21 protein-coding genes and 1 pseudogene are annotated in these 19417 nt (G+C 69.9%); 10 read left to right on the top strand and 12 right to left on the bottom strand.

Annotation, left to right across the window (positions count from 1 at the left end):
• Positions 1 to 7 precede the first annotated feature (7 nt).
• Both purQ and purS read right to left on the bottom strand, forming a co-directional pair.
• Positions 8 to 718: a phosphoribosylformylglycinamidine synthase subunit PurQ gene (gene purQ / locus QSK32_RS37450; RefSeq protein ID WP_045742600.1), complete on the bottom strand. Its 711-nt coding sequence runs from the start codon at positions 716 to 718 to the stop codon at positions 8 to 10.
• A complete protein-coding gene (gene purS / locus QSK32_RS37455; protein WP_045742642.1) occupies positions 715 to 972 on the bottom strand; it encodes a phosphoribosylformylglycinamidine synthase subunit PurS in 258 nt (85 codons plus the stop codon). The genes purQ and purS overlap by 4 nt, the downstream gene beginning before the upstream one ends.
• A gap of 268 nt (positions 973 to 1240) precedes the next feature.
• Between purS and QSK32_RS37460 the strand changes: the two genes are divergently transcribed.
• A complete protein-coding gene (locus QSK32_RS37460) occupies positions 1241 to 1918 on the top strand; it encodes a S1 family peptidase (RefSeq protein ID WP_045742599.1) in 678 nt (225 codons plus the stop codon).
• Positions 1919 to 1963: 45 nt separating this feature from the next.
• On the opposite strand, the gene purB is transcribed toward QSK32_RS37460, so the two are convergent.
• From purB to QSK32_RS37475, 3 genes are read right to left on the bottom strand one after another with little or no spacing between them, the layout of a single operon-like run.
• A complete protein-coding gene (gene purB, locus QSK32_RS37465; protein ID WP_285474614.1) occupies positions 1964 to 3385 on the bottom strand; it encodes an adenylosuccinate lyase in 1422 nt (473 codons plus the stop codon).
• Entirely contained in the window at positions 3382 to 4638 is a 1257-nt protein-coding gene (locus QSK32_RS37470; protein WP_045742597.1) for an MFS transporter, read from the bottom strand. The genes purB and QSK32_RS37470 overlap by 4 nt, the downstream gene beginning before the upstream one ends.
• A complete protein-coding gene (locus tag QSK32_RS37475; RefSeq protein WP_285474615.1) occupies positions 4635 to 5153 on the bottom strand; it encodes an ArsR/SmtB family transcription factor in 519 nt (172 codons plus the stop codon). Before QSK32_RS37475 ends, QSK32_RS37470 begins: the two co-directional genes overlap by 4 nt.
• Before the next feature lie 131 nt (positions 5154 to 5284).
• Between QSK32_RS37475 and QSK32_RS37480 the strand changes: the two genes are divergently transcribed.
• The gene (locus QSK32_RS37480; RefSeq protein ID WP_045742595.1) at positions 5285 to 5737 is read left to right on the top strand and encodes an SCP2 sterol-binding domain-containing protein; all 453 of its coding nucleotides are present in this window, start codon (positions 5285 to 5287) and stop codon (positions 5735 to 5737) included.
• Between the two features lie 70 nt (positions 5738 to 5807).
• Here the strand turns inward: QSK32_RS37480 and QSK32_RS37485 are convergent, their stop codons facing one another.
• From QSK32_RS37485 to purD, 3 genes are all read right to left on the bottom strand, one after another.
• A complete protein-coding gene (locus QSK32_RS37485) occupies positions 5808 to 6524 on the bottom strand; it encodes a hypothetical protein (protein ID WP_285474616.1) in 717 nt (238 codons plus the stop codon).
• The gene (locus tag QSK32_RS37490; protein ID WP_285474617.1) at positions 6508 to 6714 is read right to left on the bottom strand and encodes a hypothetical protein; all 207 of its coding nucleotides are present in this window, start codon (positions 6712 to 6714) and stop codon (positions 6508 to 6510) included. Before QSK32_RS37490 ends, QSK32_RS37485 begins: the two co-directional genes overlap by 17 nt.
• A gap of 148 nt (positions 6715 to 6862) precedes the next feature.
• On the bottom strand, positions 6863 to 8104 hold the full coding sequence (gene purD, locus QSK32_RS37495; protein ID WP_045742593.1) for a phosphoribosylamine--glycine ligase: 1242 nt from the start codon (positions 8102 to 8104) through the stop codon (positions 6863 to 6865).
• Between the two features lie 122 nt (positions 8105 to 8226).
• Between purD and QSK32_RS37500 the strand changes: the two genes are divergently transcribed.
• The 3 genes and pseudogenes from QSK32_RS37500 to QSK32_RS37510 all read left to right on the top strand — a co-directional run.
• Entirely contained in the window at positions 8227 to 9519 is a 1293-nt protein-coding gene (locus QSK32_RS37500) for an adenylosuccinate synthase (RefSeq protein WP_045742592.1), read from the top strand.
• A 2-nt stretch (positions 9520 to 9521) separates the two neighbouring features.
• Positions 9522 to 10478, top strand: coding sequence for a diacylglycerol kinase family protein (locus tag QSK32_RS37505; RefSeq protein WP_285474618.1), 957 nt, complete (start codon positions 9522 to 9524; stop codon positions 10476 to 10478).
• A 448-nt stretch (positions 10479 to 10926) separates the two neighbouring features.
• A pseudogene (locus QSK32_RS37510) lies at positions 10927 to 12192 on the top strand (MinD/ParA family ATP-binding protein); the annotation flags it as partial.
• 339 nt (positions 12193 to 12531) lie between these two features.
• Here QSK32_RS37510 and QSK32_RS37515 read toward each other — a convergent pair.
• Both QSK32_RS37515 and QSK32_RS37520 read right to left on the bottom strand, forming a co-directional pair.
• Positions 12532 to 12954 carry a DUF3151 domain-containing protein gene (locus QSK32_RS37515; protein ID WP_045742590.1) on the bottom strand — a complete coding sequence of 141 codons (423 nt, stop codon included), beginning with the start codon at positions 12952 to 12954 and terminating at the stop codon, positions 12532 to 12534.
• Between the two features lie 203 nt (positions 12955 to 13157).
• Positions 13158 to 14147, bottom strand: coding sequence for an ADP-ribosylglycohydrolase family protein (locus QSK32_RS37520; RefSeq protein ID WP_285474619.1), 990 nt, complete (start codon positions 14145 to 14147; stop codon positions 13158 to 13160).
• Positions 14148 to 14223: 76 nt separating this feature from the next.
• On the opposite strand from QSK32_RS37520, the gene QSK32_RS37525 reads away from it, so the two are divergent.
• The 3 genes from QSK32_RS37525 (at position 14224) to QSK32_RS37535 (ending at position 16079) form a co-directional block, all read left to right on the top strand.
• Positions 14224 to 15411, top strand: a complete 1188-nt coding sequence (locus QSK32_RS37525; RefSeq protein ID WP_045742588.1) for an LOG family protein — start codon at positions 14224 to 14226, stop codon at positions 15409 to 15411.
• 53 nt (positions 15412 to 15464) lie between these two features.
• Entirely contained in the window at positions 15465 to 15746 is a 282-nt protein-coding gene (locus tag QSK32_RS37530) for a hypothetical protein (protein ID WP_285474620.1), read from the top strand.
• Between the two features lie 81 nt (positions 15747 to 15827).
• Positions 15828 to 16079, top strand: a complete 252-nt coding sequence (locus QSK32_RS37535; protein ID WP_285474621.1) for a hypothetical protein — start codon at positions 15828 to 15830, stop codon at positions 16077 to 16079.
• 171 nt (positions 16080 to 16250) lie between these two features.
• Here the strand turns inward: QSK32_RS37535 and QSK32_RS37540 are convergent, their stop codons facing one another.
• Complete coding sequence (locus QSK32_RS37540; protein ID WP_045742639.1) at positions 16251 to 16772, bottom strand: hypothetical protein; 522 nt, start codon at positions 16770 to 16772, stop codon at positions 16251 to 16253.
• A 105-nt stretch (positions 16773 to 16877) separates the two neighbouring features.
• Positions 16878 to 17903: a class II fructose-bisphosphate aldolase gene (gene fbaA, locus QSK32_RS37545; RefSeq protein ID WP_045742585.1), complete on the bottom strand. Its 1026-nt coding sequence runs from the start codon at positions 17901 to 17903 to the stop codon at positions 16878 to 16880.
• Positions 17904 to 18261: 358 nt separating this feature from the next.
• On the opposite strand from fbaA, the gene QSK32_RS37550 reads away from it, so the two are divergent.
• Together QSK32_RS37550 and QSK32_RS37555 are read left to right on the top strand one after the other, a co-directional pair.
• Positions 18262 to 19110, top strand: a complete 849-nt coding sequence (locus QSK32_RS37550; protein ID WP_285474622.1) for a hypothetical protein — start codon at positions 18262 to 18264, stop codon at positions 19108 to 19110.
• 76 nt (positions 19111 to 19186) lie between these two features.
• A complete protein-coding gene (locus QSK32_RS37555) occupies positions 19187 to 19390 on the top strand; it encodes an Rv3202a family protein (RefSeq protein WP_045742583.1) in 204 nt (67 codons plus the stop codon).
• The last annotated feature ends 27 nt before the right edge of the window (positions 19391 to 19417 follow it).

Raw genomic sequence — 19417 nt, forward strand, 5'->3', positions numbered from 1 at the left:
TGCGTGGTCACTGCTGTCCCCCTGCGCGCTGACCGTCCGCGGAGGCACCCGCCAGAGCCTGCAGGACGGAAGTGAAGAAGCCGAGGCCGTCGAGCGACGGGCCGGTCAGGGCCTCCACCGCGTGCTCCGGGTGGGGCATGATGCCGACCACGTTGCCGGCCTCGTTGGTGATCCCGGCGATGTCGCGCTGCGAACCGTTCGGGTTGCCGCGGATGTAACGGGCGACGATCCGCCCCTCGGCCTCGAGCGCGTCGAGCGTCTTCTCGTCGGCGACGAAACAGCCCTCGCCGTTCTTGACCGGGATGAGGATCTCCTGCCCCGCGGTGAAGCGGTTCGTCCAGGCGGTGCCGGCCGCCTCGACCCGCAGCCACTGATCGCGGTTGCGGAAGTGCAGGTGCTGGTTGCGAGTCAGCGCGCCGGGCAGCAGGTGCGCCTCGCAGAGGATCTGGAAACCGTTGCAGATGCCCAGAACGGGCAGGCCGCCACGGGCAGCGTCGATGATCGTCTCCATGACGGGAGCGAATCGCGCGATGGCTCCGCAGCGCAGAGCATCACCATAGGAGAAGCCGCCGGGCAGGACGACGCCGTCGACTCCGTGCAGGTCCGGGTCGCCGTGCCAGAGACGGACGACCTCAGCGCCGGCGATCCGGGCGGCGCGGGCGGCGTCCCCGTCGTCCAGCGAGCCGGGGAAGGTGACCACACCGATCCGCATGGTCAGGCGACCTCCGCCGCGGCGGCCTCGACGATCCGGACCTCGAAGTCCTCGATCACCGGGTTGGCGAGCAGCTTGTCGGCGATCTCGCGGGCCCGATCCAGGTCGGGTTCACCAGCGAAATCGATCTCGATCCGACGACCGATGCGAACAGAGGAGACATCGGTGACGCCGAGCCGGGGCAGCGCTTTCGCCACCGCCTGGCCCTGCGGGTCCAGGATCTCCGGCTTGAGCATGACGTCGACCACGACGCGAGCCACGGGCACTCCTGACTGATAGGTGTAAGCACGCGAAGCCTACCTGGTGAGGCGTGCACCCAAGCCACGGGCCGGTGTCGGCAGGCCGACGCAACGGTCATTGAGCAGGCAATCTCCCGGTGATCTAGCACACCCTCGCGGCCATCACACGGTGATAGGTATCAATTGACGTTGGTGAAAGTCCATCGGGACGCTCTAGATTCGATCCATCGAATTCGATGCTCGACCGCGCGCGCAGTCCGTAAGCCCGATCCCCGGAAGGAACCTCGACGTGCGCATTCGACTGCTGGCCGCCCTGACCGGCCTGGCCGCCGGGCTGCTCGCCCCGGCCGCGGCACAGGCCGACGACACCGCCACACCGTTCATCATCGGAGGCAGCACGGTGTCCTCCGCGCCATGGGCGGCCGCCGTGTTCAGCAACGGCAGCTTCACCTGCTCCGGCACGATCATCTCGGCGAACTACGTGCTCACCGCCCGGCACTGCATCAGCGGCACCATGTCGGTCCGCGTCGGCAGCGTCAACCGCACCTCCGGCGGCACCACCAGTGCGGTCTCCGCCACCTCCACCCGGTACGACCTGGCGCTGATGCGGCTCAGCACGCCGATCAGCACCACGTACATGGCGCTGTCCAGCGCGTACCCGCCGGTCGGGTCGACCAACTCGATCTACGGCTGGGGCATGACCTGCTACTCCGGCTGCGACGCGTCGACCACGCTGAAGACCGCGTCGGTGCAGGTCACCTCGACCAACCAGACCGACGCGTACGGCGGCCGGGCGATCGGCAGCACCCGGATCAACGGCAACGCGTGGCGCGGCGATTCGGGTGGGCCGCAGGTCTACAACAACGCGCAGGTGGGGGTGGCGTCCACTGCCGACGGTTCGAGCCGCCAGTACTACGGCAGCGTCGCGTACAACCGGTCGTGGATCACCTCGGTGGCCGGCGTCTGATCCGTTCTCCGTGATCCCGCGGGACCACGGAGAACGGCTCAGGGATCAGAGGATCGGGGCGGGTGCGTAGACGGCCGCCGACGGGTGCCGGGCAACGATCTCGGCGACCCGGTCGGCGACCGCACGCACCTGCGCCGGTGCCGCGCCGACGAACGCCGCCCGGTCGGCGACCAGGGTGTCGATCTCGGCCCGGGACAGCTGCAGGCGCTCGTCGCCGGCCAGCCGGTCGAAGAGGTCGTTGACGGCCACGCCCTTCTCCCGCATGGCCAGGGCCACGCCGACCGCGTGCTCCTTGATCACCTCGTGCGCGACCTCACGGCCGACGCCCTTGCGGACCGCGGCGACCAGCACCTTGGTGGTGGCCAGGAACGGCAGGAAACGGTCCAGCTCACGGGCGATGACGGCCGGGTACGCCCCGAACTCGTCGAGCACGGTGAGGAAGGTCTGGAACAGCCCGTCGGCGGCGAAGAACGCGTCCGGCAGGGCCACCCGGCGCACCACCGAACAGGAGACGTCACCCTCGTTCCACTGGTCGCCGGCCAGCTCGCCGATCATCGACAGGTAGCCGCGGACGATCACCGCGAGGCCGTTGACCCGCTCCGACGACCGGGTGTTCATCTTGTGCGGCATCGCCGACGAGCCGACCTGGCCCGGCTTGAAGCCCTCGGTCACCAGCTCCTGGCCGACCATCAGCCGGATCGTGGTGGCCAGCGACGACGGGCCCGCGACGACCTGCGCCAGTGCCGAGACCACGTCGAAGTCGAGCGACCGCGGGTAGACCTGGCCGACGCTGGACAGCACCCGGGCGAACCCGAGGTGCTCGGCGACCTTGGCCTCCAGACCGGCGAGCTTGTCCGCCGAGCCGTCAAGCAGGTCGAGCTGGTCGGCGGCGGTGCCGACCGGTCCCTTGATGCCCCGCAGGGGATACCGCGCGATCAGGTCGTCCAGCCGCTCGTACGCGATGAGCAGCTCCTCCGCCGCCGAGGCGAACCGCTTGCCGAGCGTGGTGGCCTGCGCCGCGACGTTGTGCGACCGGCCGGTCATCACCAGGTCGGAGTGCTCGACGGCCAGCGCGGTGAGCCGCGCCAGCGTGGCCACGACGCGTCCGCGGATCAGCTCCAGGGACGCCCGGATCTGCAGCTGCTCCACGTTCTCGGTCAGGTCGCGGGAGGTCATCCCCTTGTGGATCTGCTCGAAGCCGGCGAGCTCGCTGAACTCCTCGATCCGCGCCTTCACGTCGTGGCGGGTGATCCGCTCGCGGGCGGCGATCGACTCCAGGTCGACCCGGTCGAGCACCGCCTCATACGCCTCGACGGCACCGTCCGGCACGTCCACTCCGAGGTCGCGCTGGGCCTTCAGGACGGCGAGCCAGAGCTGCCGTTCCATCCGGATCTTCTCCTCCGGGGACCAGAGGGCGACGAGGTCGGCGGAGGCATAGCGGGCGGCGAGCACGTTCGGGATGGTCACGACACCGATTCTTTCATGGGCCCCGCCGAGTCCTCCGGCAGCTGGTGACGCAGGGTGCGGACGGAGGAACTGCTCAGCATGCCCACGGCCGCCACGAACATCACCGCGCTCGCGCCGATCAGGGCCGGCCCGGCGCCGGCCGCCTCACCGATCGGGCCGATCGCGATCTGCCCGATCGGCATGCCCAGGTACGAACCGAGCATGTCGTAGGAGTAGACCCGGGCCAGCCGGTCGGCCGGGACGTGCTCCTGCATCGAGGTCTCCCAGGCGATGCCGAACTGTTCGATCGCCAGGCCGGACAGGAACGCCGCGGCGATCAGAACCGGCAGCTGCGGGAGGACGCCCAGGGCCAGCACCGGCAGGCCCCAGAACAGGCAGCAGACGACGCCGTACCCGAGCAGCCGCCGCACGCGCAGGCGCAACACCACCACCGCGCCGGCCACCATGCCGGCGGTCTGCGCGGCGAGCACCAGACCCCAGGCCTGCCGGCCGACGGTGTCGTCGGCGACGACCGGGCCCAGCACGTTCATCGCACCGGCCCAGGCCATGTTGGCCAGGCAGAACCCGGCGACCACCACCCACAACCAGGTGCGGGAACGGAACTCGGTCCAGCCGGTCCGCAGGTCGGACAGGACACCCGGGCGGGCCGTCCCGGGACCGGCCGGCGGCCGGGTGGGCAGCCGGAGCACCGCGAAGAAGAGTGCGGACAGCGCGAACGTGCCGGCATCGACCGCGATGCCCCAGCCCGGGCCGATCAACGCGACCAGTGCGCCACCCGCCGACGCCCCGATGATCATCGCGCCGTTGTGTGCCATCCGGGTGAGGCCGTTGGCCTGCTGGCGGATCTCCGCCCCGACGATCAGCGGCATGAGCGCCGCGGAGGCGGGCTGCGAGACCGCGGCGACCATGCCGTTGAGCACGGCGAGCACGATCAGCACCGGCACGGTGGCCGCGCCGGTCAGCACCAGTGCCGCGACGGCGGCCTGGGTGCCGGCCGCGGCCACCGAGGCGCCGACCAGCAGCAGGCCGCGCGGCAGGCGGTCGGCCAGCACCCCGCCGAAGAGCAGGAGCAGGACGTTGGCCAGCGTCCGGGCGCCGACCACCAGGCCCAGGTCGCGGGCCGAGCCGGTGAGGTCGAGGACCGCGAAGGCCAATGCGATCGGGGCGAACGCGTTGCCGAACGCGCCGGTCGTGCGGGCGGCCAGCAGCCACCGGAAGTCGCGCAGGCGCAACGGTGCCAGCGCGGCGCTCACGACGGGTCGTCCATCTCGAAGAGGGCGATGGTGGTGCTGGTGCGGACGGTGCCCGGGGTGCGGGACGGCTGGGCGGCCTGGTGCAGATCGTGGAGTGCGGCGGCGATCCGGTCCCGGATCTCCCGCCACTTTCCGGGGTCGACCCAGACCTCGGCGTCACCCATGAGGTCGACACCGGGCCATCGGGCGGCGGCCGCCCGCCGTTGCAGCTCGGTGGCGACGACTGGGAAGAGTTCCCGCTTCTCCTCCGCGGCGACCGTCCCGCGGGGGTGCTGTCCGACGTAGCGGTAGCGCTTGGCGACACCGCCGCGGATCTTCTCCTCGCCGGCCACCACGATCCGGTCGGCGGCGAGGAGATTGCGCAGGTGGTAGCTGGCGTTGGCGTGGGTGATGCCGAGCTCGCGGGCCACCTCGGCGGCGGTCAGCGAGGCACCGGTGAGCAGCGACATGATCTGCAGGCGGACCGGGTGGGCGAGTGCCCGGAGGGCGGCCGTGTCACCTTCTCCCAAAGACATGTTGGGGAGTCTATGAGCACGGTAGGCCGACTGTCCAACGGATGTTGGGGAGTGGCACACTGCACGAGGACACGGCATTCTCGCTAAGGTTACTGGCGAGTAGGCAATTGATCATCCCGAAAGGTCCGCAGATGACTGATTTCAGCCCCGAGTCGCTCGCGTCGATCGGCCCGAAGGAGTTCGCCCAGCTCGTCAAGTCCACCCCGGACTCCAAGATCTCCGAGGTGATGGCGTCGGACCTGCGCCCCAAGATCCTCGACGAGGTGTTCAACCGGATGCCGTCGCTGTTCCGCGCGGAGAAGGCCGGCAACACCCAGGCCGTCATCCACTGGACCATCACGGGCGGCCCGGCCGGCTCGAGCGACACCTACGAGACCGTGATCGAGAACGGCGCCTGCACTGTCACCAACCAGCCGGTCCGCGAGCCCAAGCTGCACATGACGATGGACTCGCTCACGTTCCTCAAGACCATCACCGGAGAGGGCAACCCGATGATGCTGTTCATGACCGGCAAGATCAAGGCGAAGGGTGACCTCAGCCTGGCGGCCAGCATCGCCAAGCTGTTCGACATCCCCAAGAACTGAGAACACAACACGGCAAAAGGGGTGTGCGATCGATGCGCACACCCCTTTTCTCGTACGCCTCAAAGTCCCGTCACCCACGACCCCGACGCTTTCGGCCGGGCGCGAGGCCGGTACGACTCCGCCGTTCCACCTGATCAGGCTCGACGACGTGGTATCCCGCCGCACGCAGCTCCAGGACGGCCGCATCCGGATCACGACGAATCGCGGCCCGCAACTGCCGACGTTGAAACGCCTCACGGCTCACGGCGAGACGCTCGCGTGCCTGCGGCTTGGGGTCGAGAAAACGTTCGTCGATCAGCATGTCGATAACATCTTCGACGGAAGGCCGGTATCGTCGCCCACCCACGGTGAAGTGCAGCTTTCCCAGCCCGCCACGACTCCGGCCGGAAGCGACAAGCACGTCGTCCCAGTCCTTGCTCCCGCCGATGACCTGGACGTGCGCGTCCGGATATCCGGCCTTGTCCCGCTCGTAGTCGTAGTGGAGAAGTTCCACCTGGTCGAAGCCCTTACTCAGGGTGTAGGTGGATTCCTGGGTGACGAGGTACCCCTCGGGATCCAACGCGGTCCGCATGTGCACCGCCAGCCACAGCGGAACATCCCCGCTGGTCCGGAGTCGCACCGGTTGCGCCCTACCGACCTTTCGTAGCTCGGTCCCGAGGAATACGACACCATCCGGACGTTCCAGAACTCCGATATACGCCCCGTCGCAGACGGTCGCGTTCAGGAGGTCTTTCAACTGGTTGGCGAATGATCTGGTCAGACTCGCCAGGTCAACTCGTGGAGTCACCCACCATCACCCACAGTTCGCGGGCGGCGGCAGAGGCGAAATCCCGCTCCTGTGCTTGCCTGCGCAGCTCGGCCATATCGATCCCGAGCGCGGCGAGCTCCTGTTGTACAAAGGTCGTCCAATCAGCCGGCGAGGGCCGGAGGACCTGCACTTCCTCGTCCGATTCGATGGCGGTCGCCTGCGGAGTCATGTCGTCTCCCACGCTCGTCGGCCGGGTGACCACAGAGTGCGGTGCCCGAGTGAGTGCGGCTCCGGAAAACCACACCAAGCTACTAGGACCCTACCTGCGGTCAACCCATCGAACAACCGGCGTTTCTTCCCCTAAACGGGCAATAGACTCAGAGCTTGATCTCGCCCCGGACCGCCCGGAGAGCGATGTCGGTGCGGTACTGGGCGCCGTCCAGCTTCACCCCGTCGACCAGTGCGTAAGCCGCGTCCCGTGCGGACGCCAGGTCGTCACCGACGGCGGTGACACTCAGGACGCGCCCGCCGGCCGAGACCAGAGCCCCGGCAGCGTCCCGGGCGGTGCCCGCGTGGATGACACCCGGCCGCTCGGCGCCCTCGATCACATCACCGGTCCGCGGAACGCCCGGGTAGTTGTGGCTCGCCATCACGATGGTGATCGCCGAGCCGTCCTTCCAGCGCAGCGGACCGTGCTCGGCGAGCGTGCCGGTGGCCGCGGCGTTGAGCAGCCCGGCCAGCGGCGACTCGAGCAGCGCCAGCACGACCTGGGTCTCCGGATCGCCGAACCGGGCGTTGAACTCGATCACCTTCGGGCCGTCCGGGGTGAGCGCGAGTCCGACGTAGAGCAGACCGGCGAACGGCGTGCCCCGCTTGCGCATCTCCGCCAGGGTCGGCTCGACGGTCTCCCGGAGCACCCGCTCCACCAGGTCGTCCGGCGCCCAGTCCAGCGGCGCGTACGCCCCCATGCCACCGGTGTTCGGGCCCTCGTCGTCGTCCTGCAGCCGCTTGAAGTCCTGAGCCGGCATCAGCGGCGCCACCGCGGTCCCGTCGGTGACCACGAAGAGCGACACCTCGGGGCCGGGCAGGAACTCCTCGATGACGACCTTGCCGCACGCCTCGGCGTGGATCAGGGCCTCGTCGAGGTCGTCGGTGACCACCACACCCTTGCCGGCCGCGAGACCGTCGTTCTTCACCACGTACGGCGCACCCAGCTCGGTGAGCGCGGCACGGACCGCGTCCATCTCGGTGCAGGCGAACGACCGGGCGGTCGGCACACCGGCGGCGGCCATCACCTCGTTGGCGAAAGTCTTGGAACCCTCCAGGGCCGCGGCGGCGGCACTGGGGCCGAAACAGGCGATGCCCTCGGCCCGGACCGCGTCGGCGACGCCGGCGACGAGCGGGGCCTCCGGGCCGACCACCACGAGGTCGGCGCGCAGGGTGACGGCGAGCGCCGCGACCGCGGCGGCATCAGTGACCTTGACCTCATGCAGCTCGGCAACCTGGGCGATGCCGGGGTTGCCCGGCGCGGCGGCCAGGAAGTCGACGGACGGGTCAGCGGCAAGGCCGACGGCTAGCGCGTGTTCGCGCCCACCGGAGCCGATCAGAAGTACGCGCACGACGGCCCATCCTACCTGCGACACGGTCGCGTAAACTTCGGCAGTACCCGGGCTCCTCCAGGTACGACGTGGGGCAATGCTCCCTATCGGGCAATGCTCCTTCGGGAAGGGCATCACACAAAGTGCCGGTGATCGTTTTGGTCGGCGCCCAGTGGGGCGACGAGGGCAAGGGCAAAGCCACGGACCTGCTGGGAGACCGGCTGGACTACGTGGTGAAGTTCAATGGTGGTAACAACGCGGGCCACACCGTCGTGATCGACGGCGAGAAATACGCACTACACCTTCTTCCGAGCGGCATCCTCTCCCCGAACGTCGTACCGGTCATCGGCAACGGTGTCGTCGTGGACCTCAACGTGCTGTTCCAGGAGATCGACGGCCTCGAGGCCCGGGGCATCGACACGTCCCGGCTGCGGATCAGCGCCAACGCGCACGTGATCGCGGCATACAACCGGTCGCTCGACAAGGTCAGCGAGCGGTTCCTCGGCGCGCGGCGGATCGGCACCACCGGGCGCGGCATCGGCCCGACGTACGCCGACAAGATGAACCGCATCGGCATCCGGGTGCAGGACCTCTTCGACGAGTCGATCCTGCGGCAGAAGGTGACCGCCGCGCTGGCGTTCAAGAACCAGGTGCTGTCGAAGATCTACAACCGCAGTGCGGTCAAGGGCGAGGAGGTCGTCCAGGAACTGCTCTCCTACGTCGAACGGCTCCGGCCCTACGTCGCCGACACGGCACTGGAGCTGGCCCAGGCCATCGACCAGGACAAGGTCGTGCTCTGCGAGGCCGGCCAGGCCACCCTGCTCGACGTCGACCACGGCACCTACCCGTTCGTGACCAGCTCGAACGCGACGGCCGGCGGCGCCTGCACCGGCTCCGGCATCCCGCCGACCCGCATCGACCGGGTGGTGGCGGTGCTCAAGGCGTTCACCACGCGTGTCGGCGAGGGCCCGTTCCCCACCGAGCTGCACGACAAGTTCGGCGACTACCTGCGCGAGGTCGGCCACGAGTACGGCACCACCACCGGCCGTCCCCGGCGGATCGGCTGGCTCGACCTGGTGATCGGCCGGTATGCCCAGCGGATCAACGGCGTCACCGACTTCGCGATGACCAAGCTGGACAACTACGACGGGCTCGACGAGATCCCGGTCTGTGTGGCATACGAGGTGAACGGCGTCCGGCACGACGAGATGCCGATCAACCAGACCGACTTCCACCACGCCACCCCGGTCTACGAGACGCTGCCCGGCTGGAAACAGGACATCTCCGGCTGCCGCAAATTCTCCGAACTCCCGAAGCAGGCACAGGAGTTCGTCGAGTTCGTCGAGCAGCGGGTCGGCGCGCGCATCTCGATCGTCGGCGTCGGACCGGGCCGCGAGGCGGTCATCGAGCGCCACTCGGTGCTCAGCGGAGCCTAGGGATGTTCGACGTCGTGCTGCTCAGCCTGGCCGAGGGCCAGGGCGGCTCCGACTCTTGCGGGTCGGGGTGCGGTGGGTGCAACGCCGTGTGCGCCACCCCGCGTACCCCGGTCCTCGCCTGCGCCGACGCGCTGCGCGAGGCCGGCGCCCGGGTGGAGACGGTGCTGGCCGGATCGGACCAGGAGATCGACGCGGTTCTCGCGCGGTTCGACGGTCCGGCCCGGCCGGACGGCCTGACCTGGCCGGATCCGGAATCCAAGCTGAGGTTGGTGGTGGCGAGCGCCACCGACGGCCAGTTGCGCGCCGTCGTGCGCAGGCTGGTCCGGCGGTACGCTCCGCCGCCCAGCAAACGCCCGGACGATCTGCCGGCCGTCCGGACCGTGCCGGACCTGCCTCCGCTGGCCATCCTGCCGCTCGACCCGACGCACACCGGGGACCTCGCCGCCCAGCTCGGCCTGCCCCGCACCCCCGCGGCCGTGGCGGCGGCGGTGCTGGAGGGCTCGGTCCGCCGGCTCGACCTGCTGCGCAACGACGGCGGCTCGGTCACGCTCGACGGCGCCCTGCTCGGCGGATCCGACGACGACGGGCGCGCGGTGCCGTGGCGCGGCCGGGTCGAGGTGGACGACGCGCTGCTCACCGACGGCGAGGAGCCGGTCCTGGCCTGTGCGGTGGGCAACGCTGCGGGATACGCCGAGTTCGACGGCCTGCGGCTGCTCGCCGACGGCGACCCGACCGACGGCCGGGTCGAGGTGGCGGTGGCCGTCCCGATCGTGGTCAAGCAGCGGTTCCGGAAAGACACCAAGATCCGTATCGAGGTACGCCGGGCCCGCGGCCGGGCGGTGTCGGTGCTGCCCCGCGAAGGCGATCTGCAGTTCCTGGACGACGGGGTGGCGGGATCCACAAGCCGCAAACGATCCTGGTGGACCGAGCCGGGCGCCTGGGCGGTGTACGCGGGCTGACGCTCTCTGTGACAGGCTGAACCGGACATCCGGTCCGATTGCCTGTCATCCGGGAGGTCGATCCGTGCAGGACGAGTCCGTCCCTCCGCCCCGCGACGTGGAACCGTTCTGGGACGGCACCGGGGAGCCTTCGCAATCTTCTGTACCTCCGGCGCCTTCTTCGCCGGGGGTCTCGGAGGCCCCGGTGCACGGCCGTGTGGTGCCGCTCGACGGCCGTCGGCCGCCCGCTGTGGAGGTCGAGCCGGGTGTCTACCGGCCGGCCGGGCGGGCGGCGCCGGAGTTGCCACCGGGCGTGCACGTCCCGGCTCAGCGGGCCGGCGGGTCCCGCCCTCCCGCGCGGGATCCGGGTCCCGATCGCGCGGCTCCCGGGCGCGCGATTCCTGATCGCTCGGCTTCCGGTCACCCGGCCTCTGATCACGCGGCCTCTGATCACACGGTTTCCGATTACGCGAACCCGGATTCGCCGTGGGCACAACCTCTGCACCGGCCGGCGGATCCGCTCGCCGCGCCCGTGCCCCCACCTACACCGGAGTCCGTGCCGCTGCCTACGCCGGAGCCTGTTCCGGCTCTGCCGCCTCCGCCGACTGCCCTGGCGCCCTGGACCCGGACCGTGCCGCCGGCATCGACCGAAAGACCGCCGGGCTTCACGGAGAAAACGGGCACTCCGGAGCAGCCGGGTGCCCTGGAGAAGCATGGGGTGCCGGCCATGCCGGACGGGCCGAACCCGTTCGACGAGCCGCCGGCCGGCAACCCGTTCCAGGAACTCGCCTGGCTGGCCGACGGCACGCCGACCGCCGAGGAGTTCGCCCGGCGCCGGATGGCCCGCCCGCCCCAGCAGGACGCCACCATGGGACCCCGGGCGCTGCTGCGCAAGAGCACACTCGGCCTGGTCAAGATGGCGCCGGGCCGCCGGGAACGCGAGTTCCGCCAGGACGTCGAGATGGTGCGCCGCAACTTCGGCGGACTACGCCAGGTCACCGTGGTCAACCCGAAGGGCGGCGCCGGCAAGACGGTAGCCGTGGTGCTGCTCGCGATGACGTTCGGGCAGAAGCGCGGCGGGTACGTGCTGGCCTGGGACAACAACGAGACCCAGGGCACCCTGGGGATGCGCGCCCAGCAGGACTTCCACGCCCGCACGGTCCGGGACATGCTCCGTGACCTGCACCTGTTCCAGGGTTCCCAGGGCCGGGTCGGAGACCTGTCACAGTATGTGCGGGCGCAGGGCGAGGGCATGTTCGACGTACTCGCCTCGGACGAGTCCGCAACCGCCGGCGAGATGCTGACCGCGGGCGCGTTCGCCGAGATCCGCGACGTGGTCAGCCGCTTCTACAAGCTGATCTTCGTGGACACCGGCAACAACGTGCGGGCGGAGAACTGGCAGGCCGCGATGGACGCCACCGACCAGTTGGTGATCACCATGTCGGCCCGTAACGACTCGGCCGAGACCGCCGCGCGGATGCTCGACCACTTGGAGCAGAGCGGCCGGCGACGGCTGGTGCGGCAGGCGGTGACCGTGGTGACGATGCCGCCGACCCGCAAGGACATCGACCTGCCCGCGATCGAGAAACACTTCGCGGCGCGGACCCGGGCGGTGCTGCTCGCCCCGTACGAGAAGCTGGTCGACTCCGGTGAGCCGATCCGTTACGGCGAACTCTCCGCCGACACCCGCGACGCCTGGCTCAAGATAGCCGCCGCCGTGGCCGAGGGCCTCTGACCCACCCCGCGTGTCGACGTCAGGCGCGCACAACGCCCCAACTCACCACACCCCAAGCGGCGTGGTGAATTGGGGCGCGTAGAACGCCCGAACTCAACACACCCCAAGCAGCGTGGTGAATTGGGGCGCGTAGGACGCCCAAACTCAACACAGCCCGAGTGGCGTGGTGAATTGAGGCGCGTAGGACGCCCAAACTCAACACACCCCAAGCAGCGTGGTGAATTGGGGCGCGTAGGACGCCCAAACTCAGCACACCCCAAGCGGCGTGGTGAATTGGGGTGCGTAGGGCGCCCGAACTCGACACAGCCCGAGTGGCGTGGGGAGTTCGGGCGTGAGCGGTCAGCTGAGAGCGTCGGCGGCGGCCGGGTCGCTGTCGCGCAGGAACTGGGCGCAGCGGGCCGCCTCGTCCGCCTCACCGATCGCCGCGGCGGCCTGCGAGAGGACGTGCAGGCAGCGCAGGAAGCCCTGGTTGGCCTCGTGCGACCAGGGCACCGGCCCGTGGCCCTTCCAGCCGTTGCGGCGCAGCGCGTCCAGTCCGCGGTGGTATCCGGTCCGGGCATACGCGTAGGCCGTTACGTGCTCGCCGTCGGCCAGAGCACCGGCGGCGAGGGGCGCCCACGCGGCGCTGTAGGCGGGGTGGGCGGCGGCAACCGCCTTGTAGGCCTCCGCGGTGCCCGCGGAAGCGGCCTCGGCGAGGGCCTTGTCCGCCACGGCGTCGGCGGGCAGGCGAGTGGCCGGAGGCTCGGGAAGGAGGTTCTGCATGCCCTCATTCAACCCGGCCGGCCGGTGTTCATTCCGCCCTGCCCGCTTTTCCCCGACCGGAACCGCTTGAACCCACCGGAAACGCTTGAAAACACCGGAAATACTTGAAAACACCAGGAACACTTGAAAGCACTAGAACTGCTTGAACAGCACGGCACCTGACGTCGGACGGAGCCTTCGAACCGCGCCGCCCGGCGGGACGGTCAATCCCAGGCCCTGCCCAGACGGAACAGGCGGTCCGCGTACTCGATCTGGGTCTGCCACTCGGCCGGCCACGCGGCGAGGCCGAGCGAAGCCCCCGCGAAGGACCCCGCCAGGCAGGCGATGGAGTCGGAGTCGCCGGACGACGCCGCGCCGCGCCCCAGGACCGCGACCGGCTCGTCCGGGGAGATCAGATAGCAGTAGAGCGCCGTGGCCAGCGCCTCCTCCGCGATCCATCCGGCGCCGGTGGCCAGGCACGGGTCGCCGGTGTAGTCGCCTGCGGCGAGCGCCGCCTCCACCCGGTCGAGCGCTGTCGCGCACTCGTCCCAGCCCCGGGCGATGAACTCCTCCGGTGAGCTCACCGCGGGCCGCTGCCAGAGCTCGCCCAGCCAGTCACCGTGGTAGACCTTGCGCTGCTCGGCGCAGCGCTGCCGGAGCGCCGCGAGCAGATCGGCCGGCGCCAGGCCGTTACCCAACCAGAAGATGGCGTACGCGGTGAGCTCACTCGCCGCCAACGCGGTGGGGTGCCCGTGTGTCAGTGCGGCCTGGAACTGCGCCACTCCGGACCGCACCTCGTCGCTCAGCCCGGGGACGAGCCCGGCCGGTGCGACCCGCATGTTGGCCCCGCAGCCTTTCGAGTCTGTCTGGGTGGCCCGGGTCCACGGCCGGCCGTCGGCGAGCGCGCCGATCGCCCGCAGGCAGGTCATCCCGGGTGCCCGGTCGTTCTCCGGGCTGTTCGCCCACTCCAGGAAACGGCGGCGCAGCACCGGCTCCAGCAGGCCCGGGGTCAGCGTGCGCACCTCCAGGAACGCCTCACCGACCGCCAGGGTCATCTGGGTGTCGTCGGTGACCAGCGCCGGCTCGCCCTCGAGTCTGCGCGGTCCGCCCGGACCGTATCGGGCGACGATCTCCTGGTAGTCCCGGAACTCGGTGGGTTTTCCCAGGGAGTCGCCGTAGGCGAGCCCGAACAGTGATCCCGATGCAGCACGCATGCGGTCAACTCTAGGTTCGCCGTCAACGACAAGGGCCACCCGGCTGTCGTTCGCGCGCCACGCGCAAGATGGAACGATGCCGGATCCTCTGCAACCCGTGCTCGGCGGCGACATGCCGTTCGACGCGACCGCCCTCGAGATCGAATCCCGTGCCGAGTTGGACGTCCATCTCGCCAAGCGCAGCCTGTCCGGGCTGGTGGTGCTCGGTCTGCACCTGGACGTGGACCCGCCGGATCTGACCGGTGTGGACGTCGGCGGCGCGTTGTTCGTCGGCTGCCGGCTGGCCGGCCCGGAGGTGGAGATCGATCTGATCCGGCGGGGCGCGCATCTGATCCCGCCGTTCCGGGAGCGCCCGTATCCCACCCATCCGGCCCTGCTCTACACGCCGGAGGACCTGTCCCGGGGATTCGCCGAGGCCGGTTTCGCCGGAATGTTCGACACGCTCGTCTACCAGCATTTCGTGGCGCACGGCGGGCCGGTCCCGGACATCCGGGAGGCCCTGTCGCAGCGGCTGCACGACGCCGGCATCGACAACGCGCTCGGCAAGGCCCTGGCGGCGTGGGCCGCGGTGCACGGGCACGAGGGGCCGGTCGGGATCATGGGCGGGCATGCGGCGCCGCGGGGCTCGGCGGCGTACCGGATGGCCGCCTCGCTGGCCCAGCGGCTGGCCGGGGCGGGCCGCCTGATCGTGACCGGCGGCGGCCCGGGGGTGATGGAGGCGGCGAACCTGGGGGCGTTCTTCGCGTCCCGCGGTACGGAAGAGCTGGCCGCCGCGATCGACATGCTGTCCGGTGCGCCGGATTTCCCGGACCACGAGCCGTACACGGCGGCGGCACTGGCGGTCCGGCGGGCGTTCCCGGTCGCCGCCACCGATGTCGCCGGCCTGCTCCGGCACGGCGGTCTGGCCCTGCCCACCTGGTTGTACGGGCACGAGCCGGCCAACCTGTTCGCCGGGCAGATCGGCAAATACTTCTCCAACGCGGTCCGCGAGGACTCGATCCTGCGACTGTCCCGGGGCGGCATCGTGTTCGCACCGGGCTGGGCCGGAACGGTCCAGGAGATCTTCCAGGCGGCGACGAAGACGTTCTACGCGACGGACGGGCCGTCGGGGGCGTACGTGTTCCTCGGCGTCGAGCACTGGTCCGCTCTGCCGGTGGTGGACCTGCTGCGGCCGTTGCTGGCCCGGTCCCCGCACGGCGATCAGTCGCACCTGGTCGTGGTCACCGACTCGCTGGACGAGGCGGTCGCCGCGTTGCAGCCGTGACCTGGCCGGTCGACTGATCCCGGGTGCTGGCGGGCGTGCCGCACACTGCGGGCATGGTGGGATTCGTCTTGATCCTCGCGCTCGGTGGCGCGCTGTTCCTCTTCACCGTCGCGGTGTTCGCTGCGGTGATCATTTTCGGCCGGGCACGGCGGGGACGGGACGGCAGCCGGAGGAGCCGCCACGGTGGTTACGCCGGGGGCGGCTATGTCGGCAGCACCAGTTCGTCGCACGACTCGGGGTCGTCCTGGGACAACTCGTGGAGCAGCGATTCGTCGGACTCCGGGGGTGGGTGGGGCGGCGGCGACAGCGGCGGTGGTGGCGGTGGCGGCGACTGATCTCCCGAGGTCACGGCACCCGGGCTCCGACGGTGGCGGCACCCGGGCGGAACGGTGGCGGACGTCACTCACACTGCAGCCATGATGACCGCGCTGCTTCTCCTCATCGGAGTGTTGATCCTGGTCGGACTGGGTTTCGCCACCTCGGGCCGGCGTCGTCGTGGACACCACCGCCACACCGGGGCCGGGGCCGGCGCCGCCTCCAGCGTGTACCCGTACACCGGTGCGCCGACCGACACCGGCGCAAGCTGGGGTGACGGCGGCGGCTGGGGCGGCGGTGGAAGCGACGGTGGCGGAGGTGGCGGTGACGGGGGCGGCAGCAGCGGCTGCTGACCCGCAGGCCACGTGAACCCGGCTACTCCGCGGGCGATGGCTCCTTGGCGGTCGCGGCGCACGCTCGTGTTGACCCTCAGACCACGTGAACCCGGCTACTCCGCGGGCCACGCGAACCGGCGGACCCGCCCGGCTCTCAAGCCCACGTGAACCGGCGGACCGGGTCGGCTCTCAGGCGACGTGGATACGGCGCCAGTGCGCGGCGGGCAGCTCGGCCTCCGGCACGTCGGTCAGCCCGTTCTCGTCCATCGCGTTGTACACCGCGAGCCGGGCGCCGTCGAAGAGGAACTCGACCGCGTGCAGCACCCGCGGACGCCAGTCGGCGGACGTGGTCCGTTCGATGATGTTGACCGCCCGGAGCGGTCGGCCCCGCGCCTTCCGCAACGCGGCGTGCGGGTCGGCCCGCCAGTCGAAGTGCTCGTACCAGTCGATCGGCACGGCCATGTCGATCTGGTCCCAGGTGATCGCACACTCGTCGAACTTGCGGTGGGTGACCTCGACGCGGCTCTGGCCGAAGTCCAGGATCACCGGGCCGTCGGCGAACCAGCCGCGCTGCCCGACGTCCCACATCAGCCAGCCGGACCGCAGCTTACGGCCGATGAGTCGCACGAACGCGTGCCGGTGGATGGCCGCGAGTGCCTCGGCGTCGTGATGCCACTCGGGTTTCCACCCGTCGATAGCGAACACGATCACCGGTCCCTTGATCAAGAACGGGCTCGATCGTACCCATGTACCTGGGTGATCCCACAACGACAGCAGCGGCCGGCCCCGGCATCGGGACCGACCGCTGCCGGATGACTACTTGGCGAACGTGGTGCCGGTCGAGCGGAGGTGCTCGCAGGCCTCCACGACGCGCTTGGCCAGACCGTTCTCGGCTAGCTTGCCCCAGGCGCGCGGGTCGTACGCCTTCTTGTTGCCGACCTCGCCGTCGATCTTCAGCACGCCGTCGTAGTTCTTCATGACGTGGTCGACGACCGGGCGGGTGAACGCGTACTGCGTGTCGGTGTCGATGTTCATCTTGACCACGCCGTAGTCCAGCGCGCCGTGGATCTCCGAGAGCAGCGAGCCGGAGCCGCCGTGGAAGACCAGGTCGAGCGGCTTCTCCTTGCCGTACTTCGCGCCGATCGCGTCCTGGATCTCCTTGAGGATCTCCGGACGGAGCTTGACGTTGCCCGGCTTGTAGACGCCGTGCACGTTGCCGAAGGTGAGGGCGGTCAGGTAGCGGCCCTTCTCACCCAGGCCGAGCGCGGCAGCGGTGGCCAGGCCGTCCTCGACGGTCGAGTACAGCTTGTCGTCGATCGCGGCGGAGACGCCGTCCTCCTCGCCACCGACCACGCCGACCTCGATCTCGAGGATGATCTTCGCGGCGGCGGAGAGGGCCAGCAGCTCCTCGGCGATCTGGAGGTTCTCCTCCAGCGGCACGGCCGAGCCGTCCCACATGTGCGACTGGAACAGCGGGGCGAGGCCCTTGGAGACGCGCTCCTTGGAGATCGCGAGCAGCGGCCGGACGTACCCGTCGAGCTTGTTCTTCGGGCAGTGGTCGGTGTGCAGCGCGATGTTGACCGGGTAGTTCTTGGCGACCTCGGTGGCGTACTCGGCGAGCGCGACGGCACCGGTGATCATGTTCTTGATCGTCGGGCCGGACGCGTACTCGGCGCCACCGGTGGAGATCTGGACGATGCCGTCGCTGCCCGCCTCCGCGAAGCCCTGCAGGGCGGCGTTGAGGGTCTGCGAGGACGTCACGTTGATCGCCGGGTACGCGAACGCGCCGCTCTTGGCGCGATCGATCATCTCGGCGTAGACCTCGGGGGAAGCGATAGGCATCAGTGCGCTCCTTGCTCGTGGAACGGGAAGCAGAGGGCAGGACCGCGCTGTCCTCCACAGGCAGTATTCCGCAGTCGCGTTGCGTAGCGGAAATCACCCCGAAATCCCGACGTCGAATCCGGCACATGGGTCTTATCACTGTAAATAAGCTCGACTCATGTCCGTACTTCTGGGGCGGATCGCAACGGTGACCGTCGCGATGATGCTCGCTCTCTGTGGTGTTGCGGCCCCCGCCCAGGCCGCATCCGGCTTCCAACTGCATGTGGAGACCGCGACATTGGCACCCGGGAGTGATGGGAAAGACGTGATTATCTGGGGCACAGTCCCCGGAAGGGGTACACATCACCTCCGCCTCACTGTGGATCGGGCCGGTGTCGACGCCTTCGCCGCCGTCACCGTCGACCCGACGAGCTTCTTCACCCTGTCGGTCGGCGGCGGCGACAGCTCTTACCGAGCGGCGTCGCCCTGCACCACCGTGGGACTGCGCACGACCTGCACCATCACCGTGACCGAAACGGTGTACCCGAATCCCCTGGGGATGCTCTGGGTGGAGGCACGCCCCAACGCCACGACACGGGACTCCGGCATCGTGAAGGTGACTGGCAGCATCCTCACCGCGACGACGGTATGGACGACCGCGGCCGAATGGTCGGACATGACCAGCGTCTTCGACGGTGGCACCCCGGCCGTGCCCGGAACCGGCCCGGAACTCACCCTGACCGAGTTGACCGGCGCCGCGGCCGAACCGCAGGCCGACCTCGATCAGGAGAACAACCACGCGTTGCTCGACATGGCGATCGGCGGCGGACCGGCGACCGACCTGGCCGTTCTGGGTGCTCGCGGATCCGCCCCGGTCGGTGGCCGACTGACCCTGCGGGTGACGCTCGTCAATCACGGCCCCCGCCGGATCCGGCCCGATCTCTACCTCAACAACATGGTGACGTTGGAGGTCCGGCCGCCGGGGAACACCGAGATCGTCGGGAGCGACTGTCTCCCGATCCGGGAGCGGATGCTCTGGTGCTACCCGTCCAAGCCGCTCGCCGCCGGGGCGAGTCAGACGTTCGCTGTTCGGCTGAAGGTCACCAAGGGATCGCCGACGCCGGGGCGGGTGCGGTTCGGTGCGCAGATGAGCGGGTACGCCCGCCCGGTCGACCCCGATCGGGCCAACGACAGTGCGGAGATCGTGGTCACGCCGAGGGGTGCCTGACGGTTTGTCCGGCATTCGGAGCGGGGAAGGCCCACCATGGGTGCAGGGAACCGACCGCGAGCGTAGGGAGCCCACGATGGCCGAGCGGGTGCTGGACGAGATCGACGTGGAGACGCCCGAGGTCGACGCGGCTGAGCAGGCGGTGGTCGCGGGCCCGAGCTGGCACGATGACGAGCCGGAGGAGCCGGGGCGCAGCCGGACGCCGGCGCCGGTCGAGGCCAACGAATGGGACGTCCAGGAGCAGGCTCGGGTCGTCGAGTTCGACGACGACTACCGCTGACCTCGGTTTTTCGATCGCGTCGATGGC

Origin of the sequence: Actinoplanes sp. NBRC 101535, from assembly GCF_030269225.1 — a bacterium.
Classification (GTDB): domain Bacteria; phylum Actinomycetota; class Actinomycetes; order Mycobacteriales; family Micromonosporaceae; genus Actinoplanes; species Actinoplanes rectilineatus.

Coding starts and splice junctions, on each gene's coding strand:
- QSK32_RS37475 (WP_285474615.1), bottom strand. CDS start 5,153: ATGTCTTTGGGAGAAGGTGACACGGCCGCCCTCCGGGCACTCGCCCAC.
- QSK32_RS37480 (WP_045742595.1), top strand. CDS start 5,285: ATGACTGATTTCAGCCCCGAGTCGCTCGCGTCGATCGGCCCGAAGGAG.
- QSK32_RS37490 (WP_285474617.1), bottom strand. CDS start 6,714: ATGACTCCGCAGGCGACCGCCATCGAATCGGACGAGGAAGTGCAGGTC.
- QSK32_RS37505 (WP_285474618.1), top strand. CDS start 9,522: ATGTTCGACGTCGTGCTGCTCAGCCTGGCCGAGGGCCAGGGCGGCTCC.
- QSK32_RS37515 (WP_045742590.1), bottom strand. CDS start 12,954: ATGCAGAACCTCCTTCCCGAGCCTCCGGCCACTCGCCTGCCCGCCGAC.
- QSK32_RS37520 (WP_285474619.1), bottom strand. CDS start 14,147: ATGCGTGCTGCATCGGGATCACTGTTCGGGCTCGCCTACGGCGACTCC.
- QSK32_RS37525 (WP_045742588.1), top strand. CDS start 14,224: ATGCCGGATCCTCTGCAACCCGTGCTCGGCGGCGACATGCCGTTCGAC.
- QSK32_RS37530 (WP_285474620.1), top strand. CDS start 15,465: ATGGTGGGATTCGTCTTGATCCTCGCGCTCGGTGGCGCGCTGTTCCTC.
- QSK32_RS37535 (WP_285474621.1), top strand. CDS start 15,828: ATGATGACCGCGCTGCTTCTCCTCATCGGAGTGTTGATCCTGGTCGGA.
- fbaA (WP_045742585.1), bottom strand. CDS start 17,903: ATGCCTATCGCTTCCCCCGAGGTCTACGCCGAGATGATCGATCGCGCC.
- QSK32_RS37555 (WP_045742583.1), top strand. CDS start 19,187: ATGGCCGAGCGGGTGCTGGACGAGATCGACGTGGAGACGCCCGAGGTC.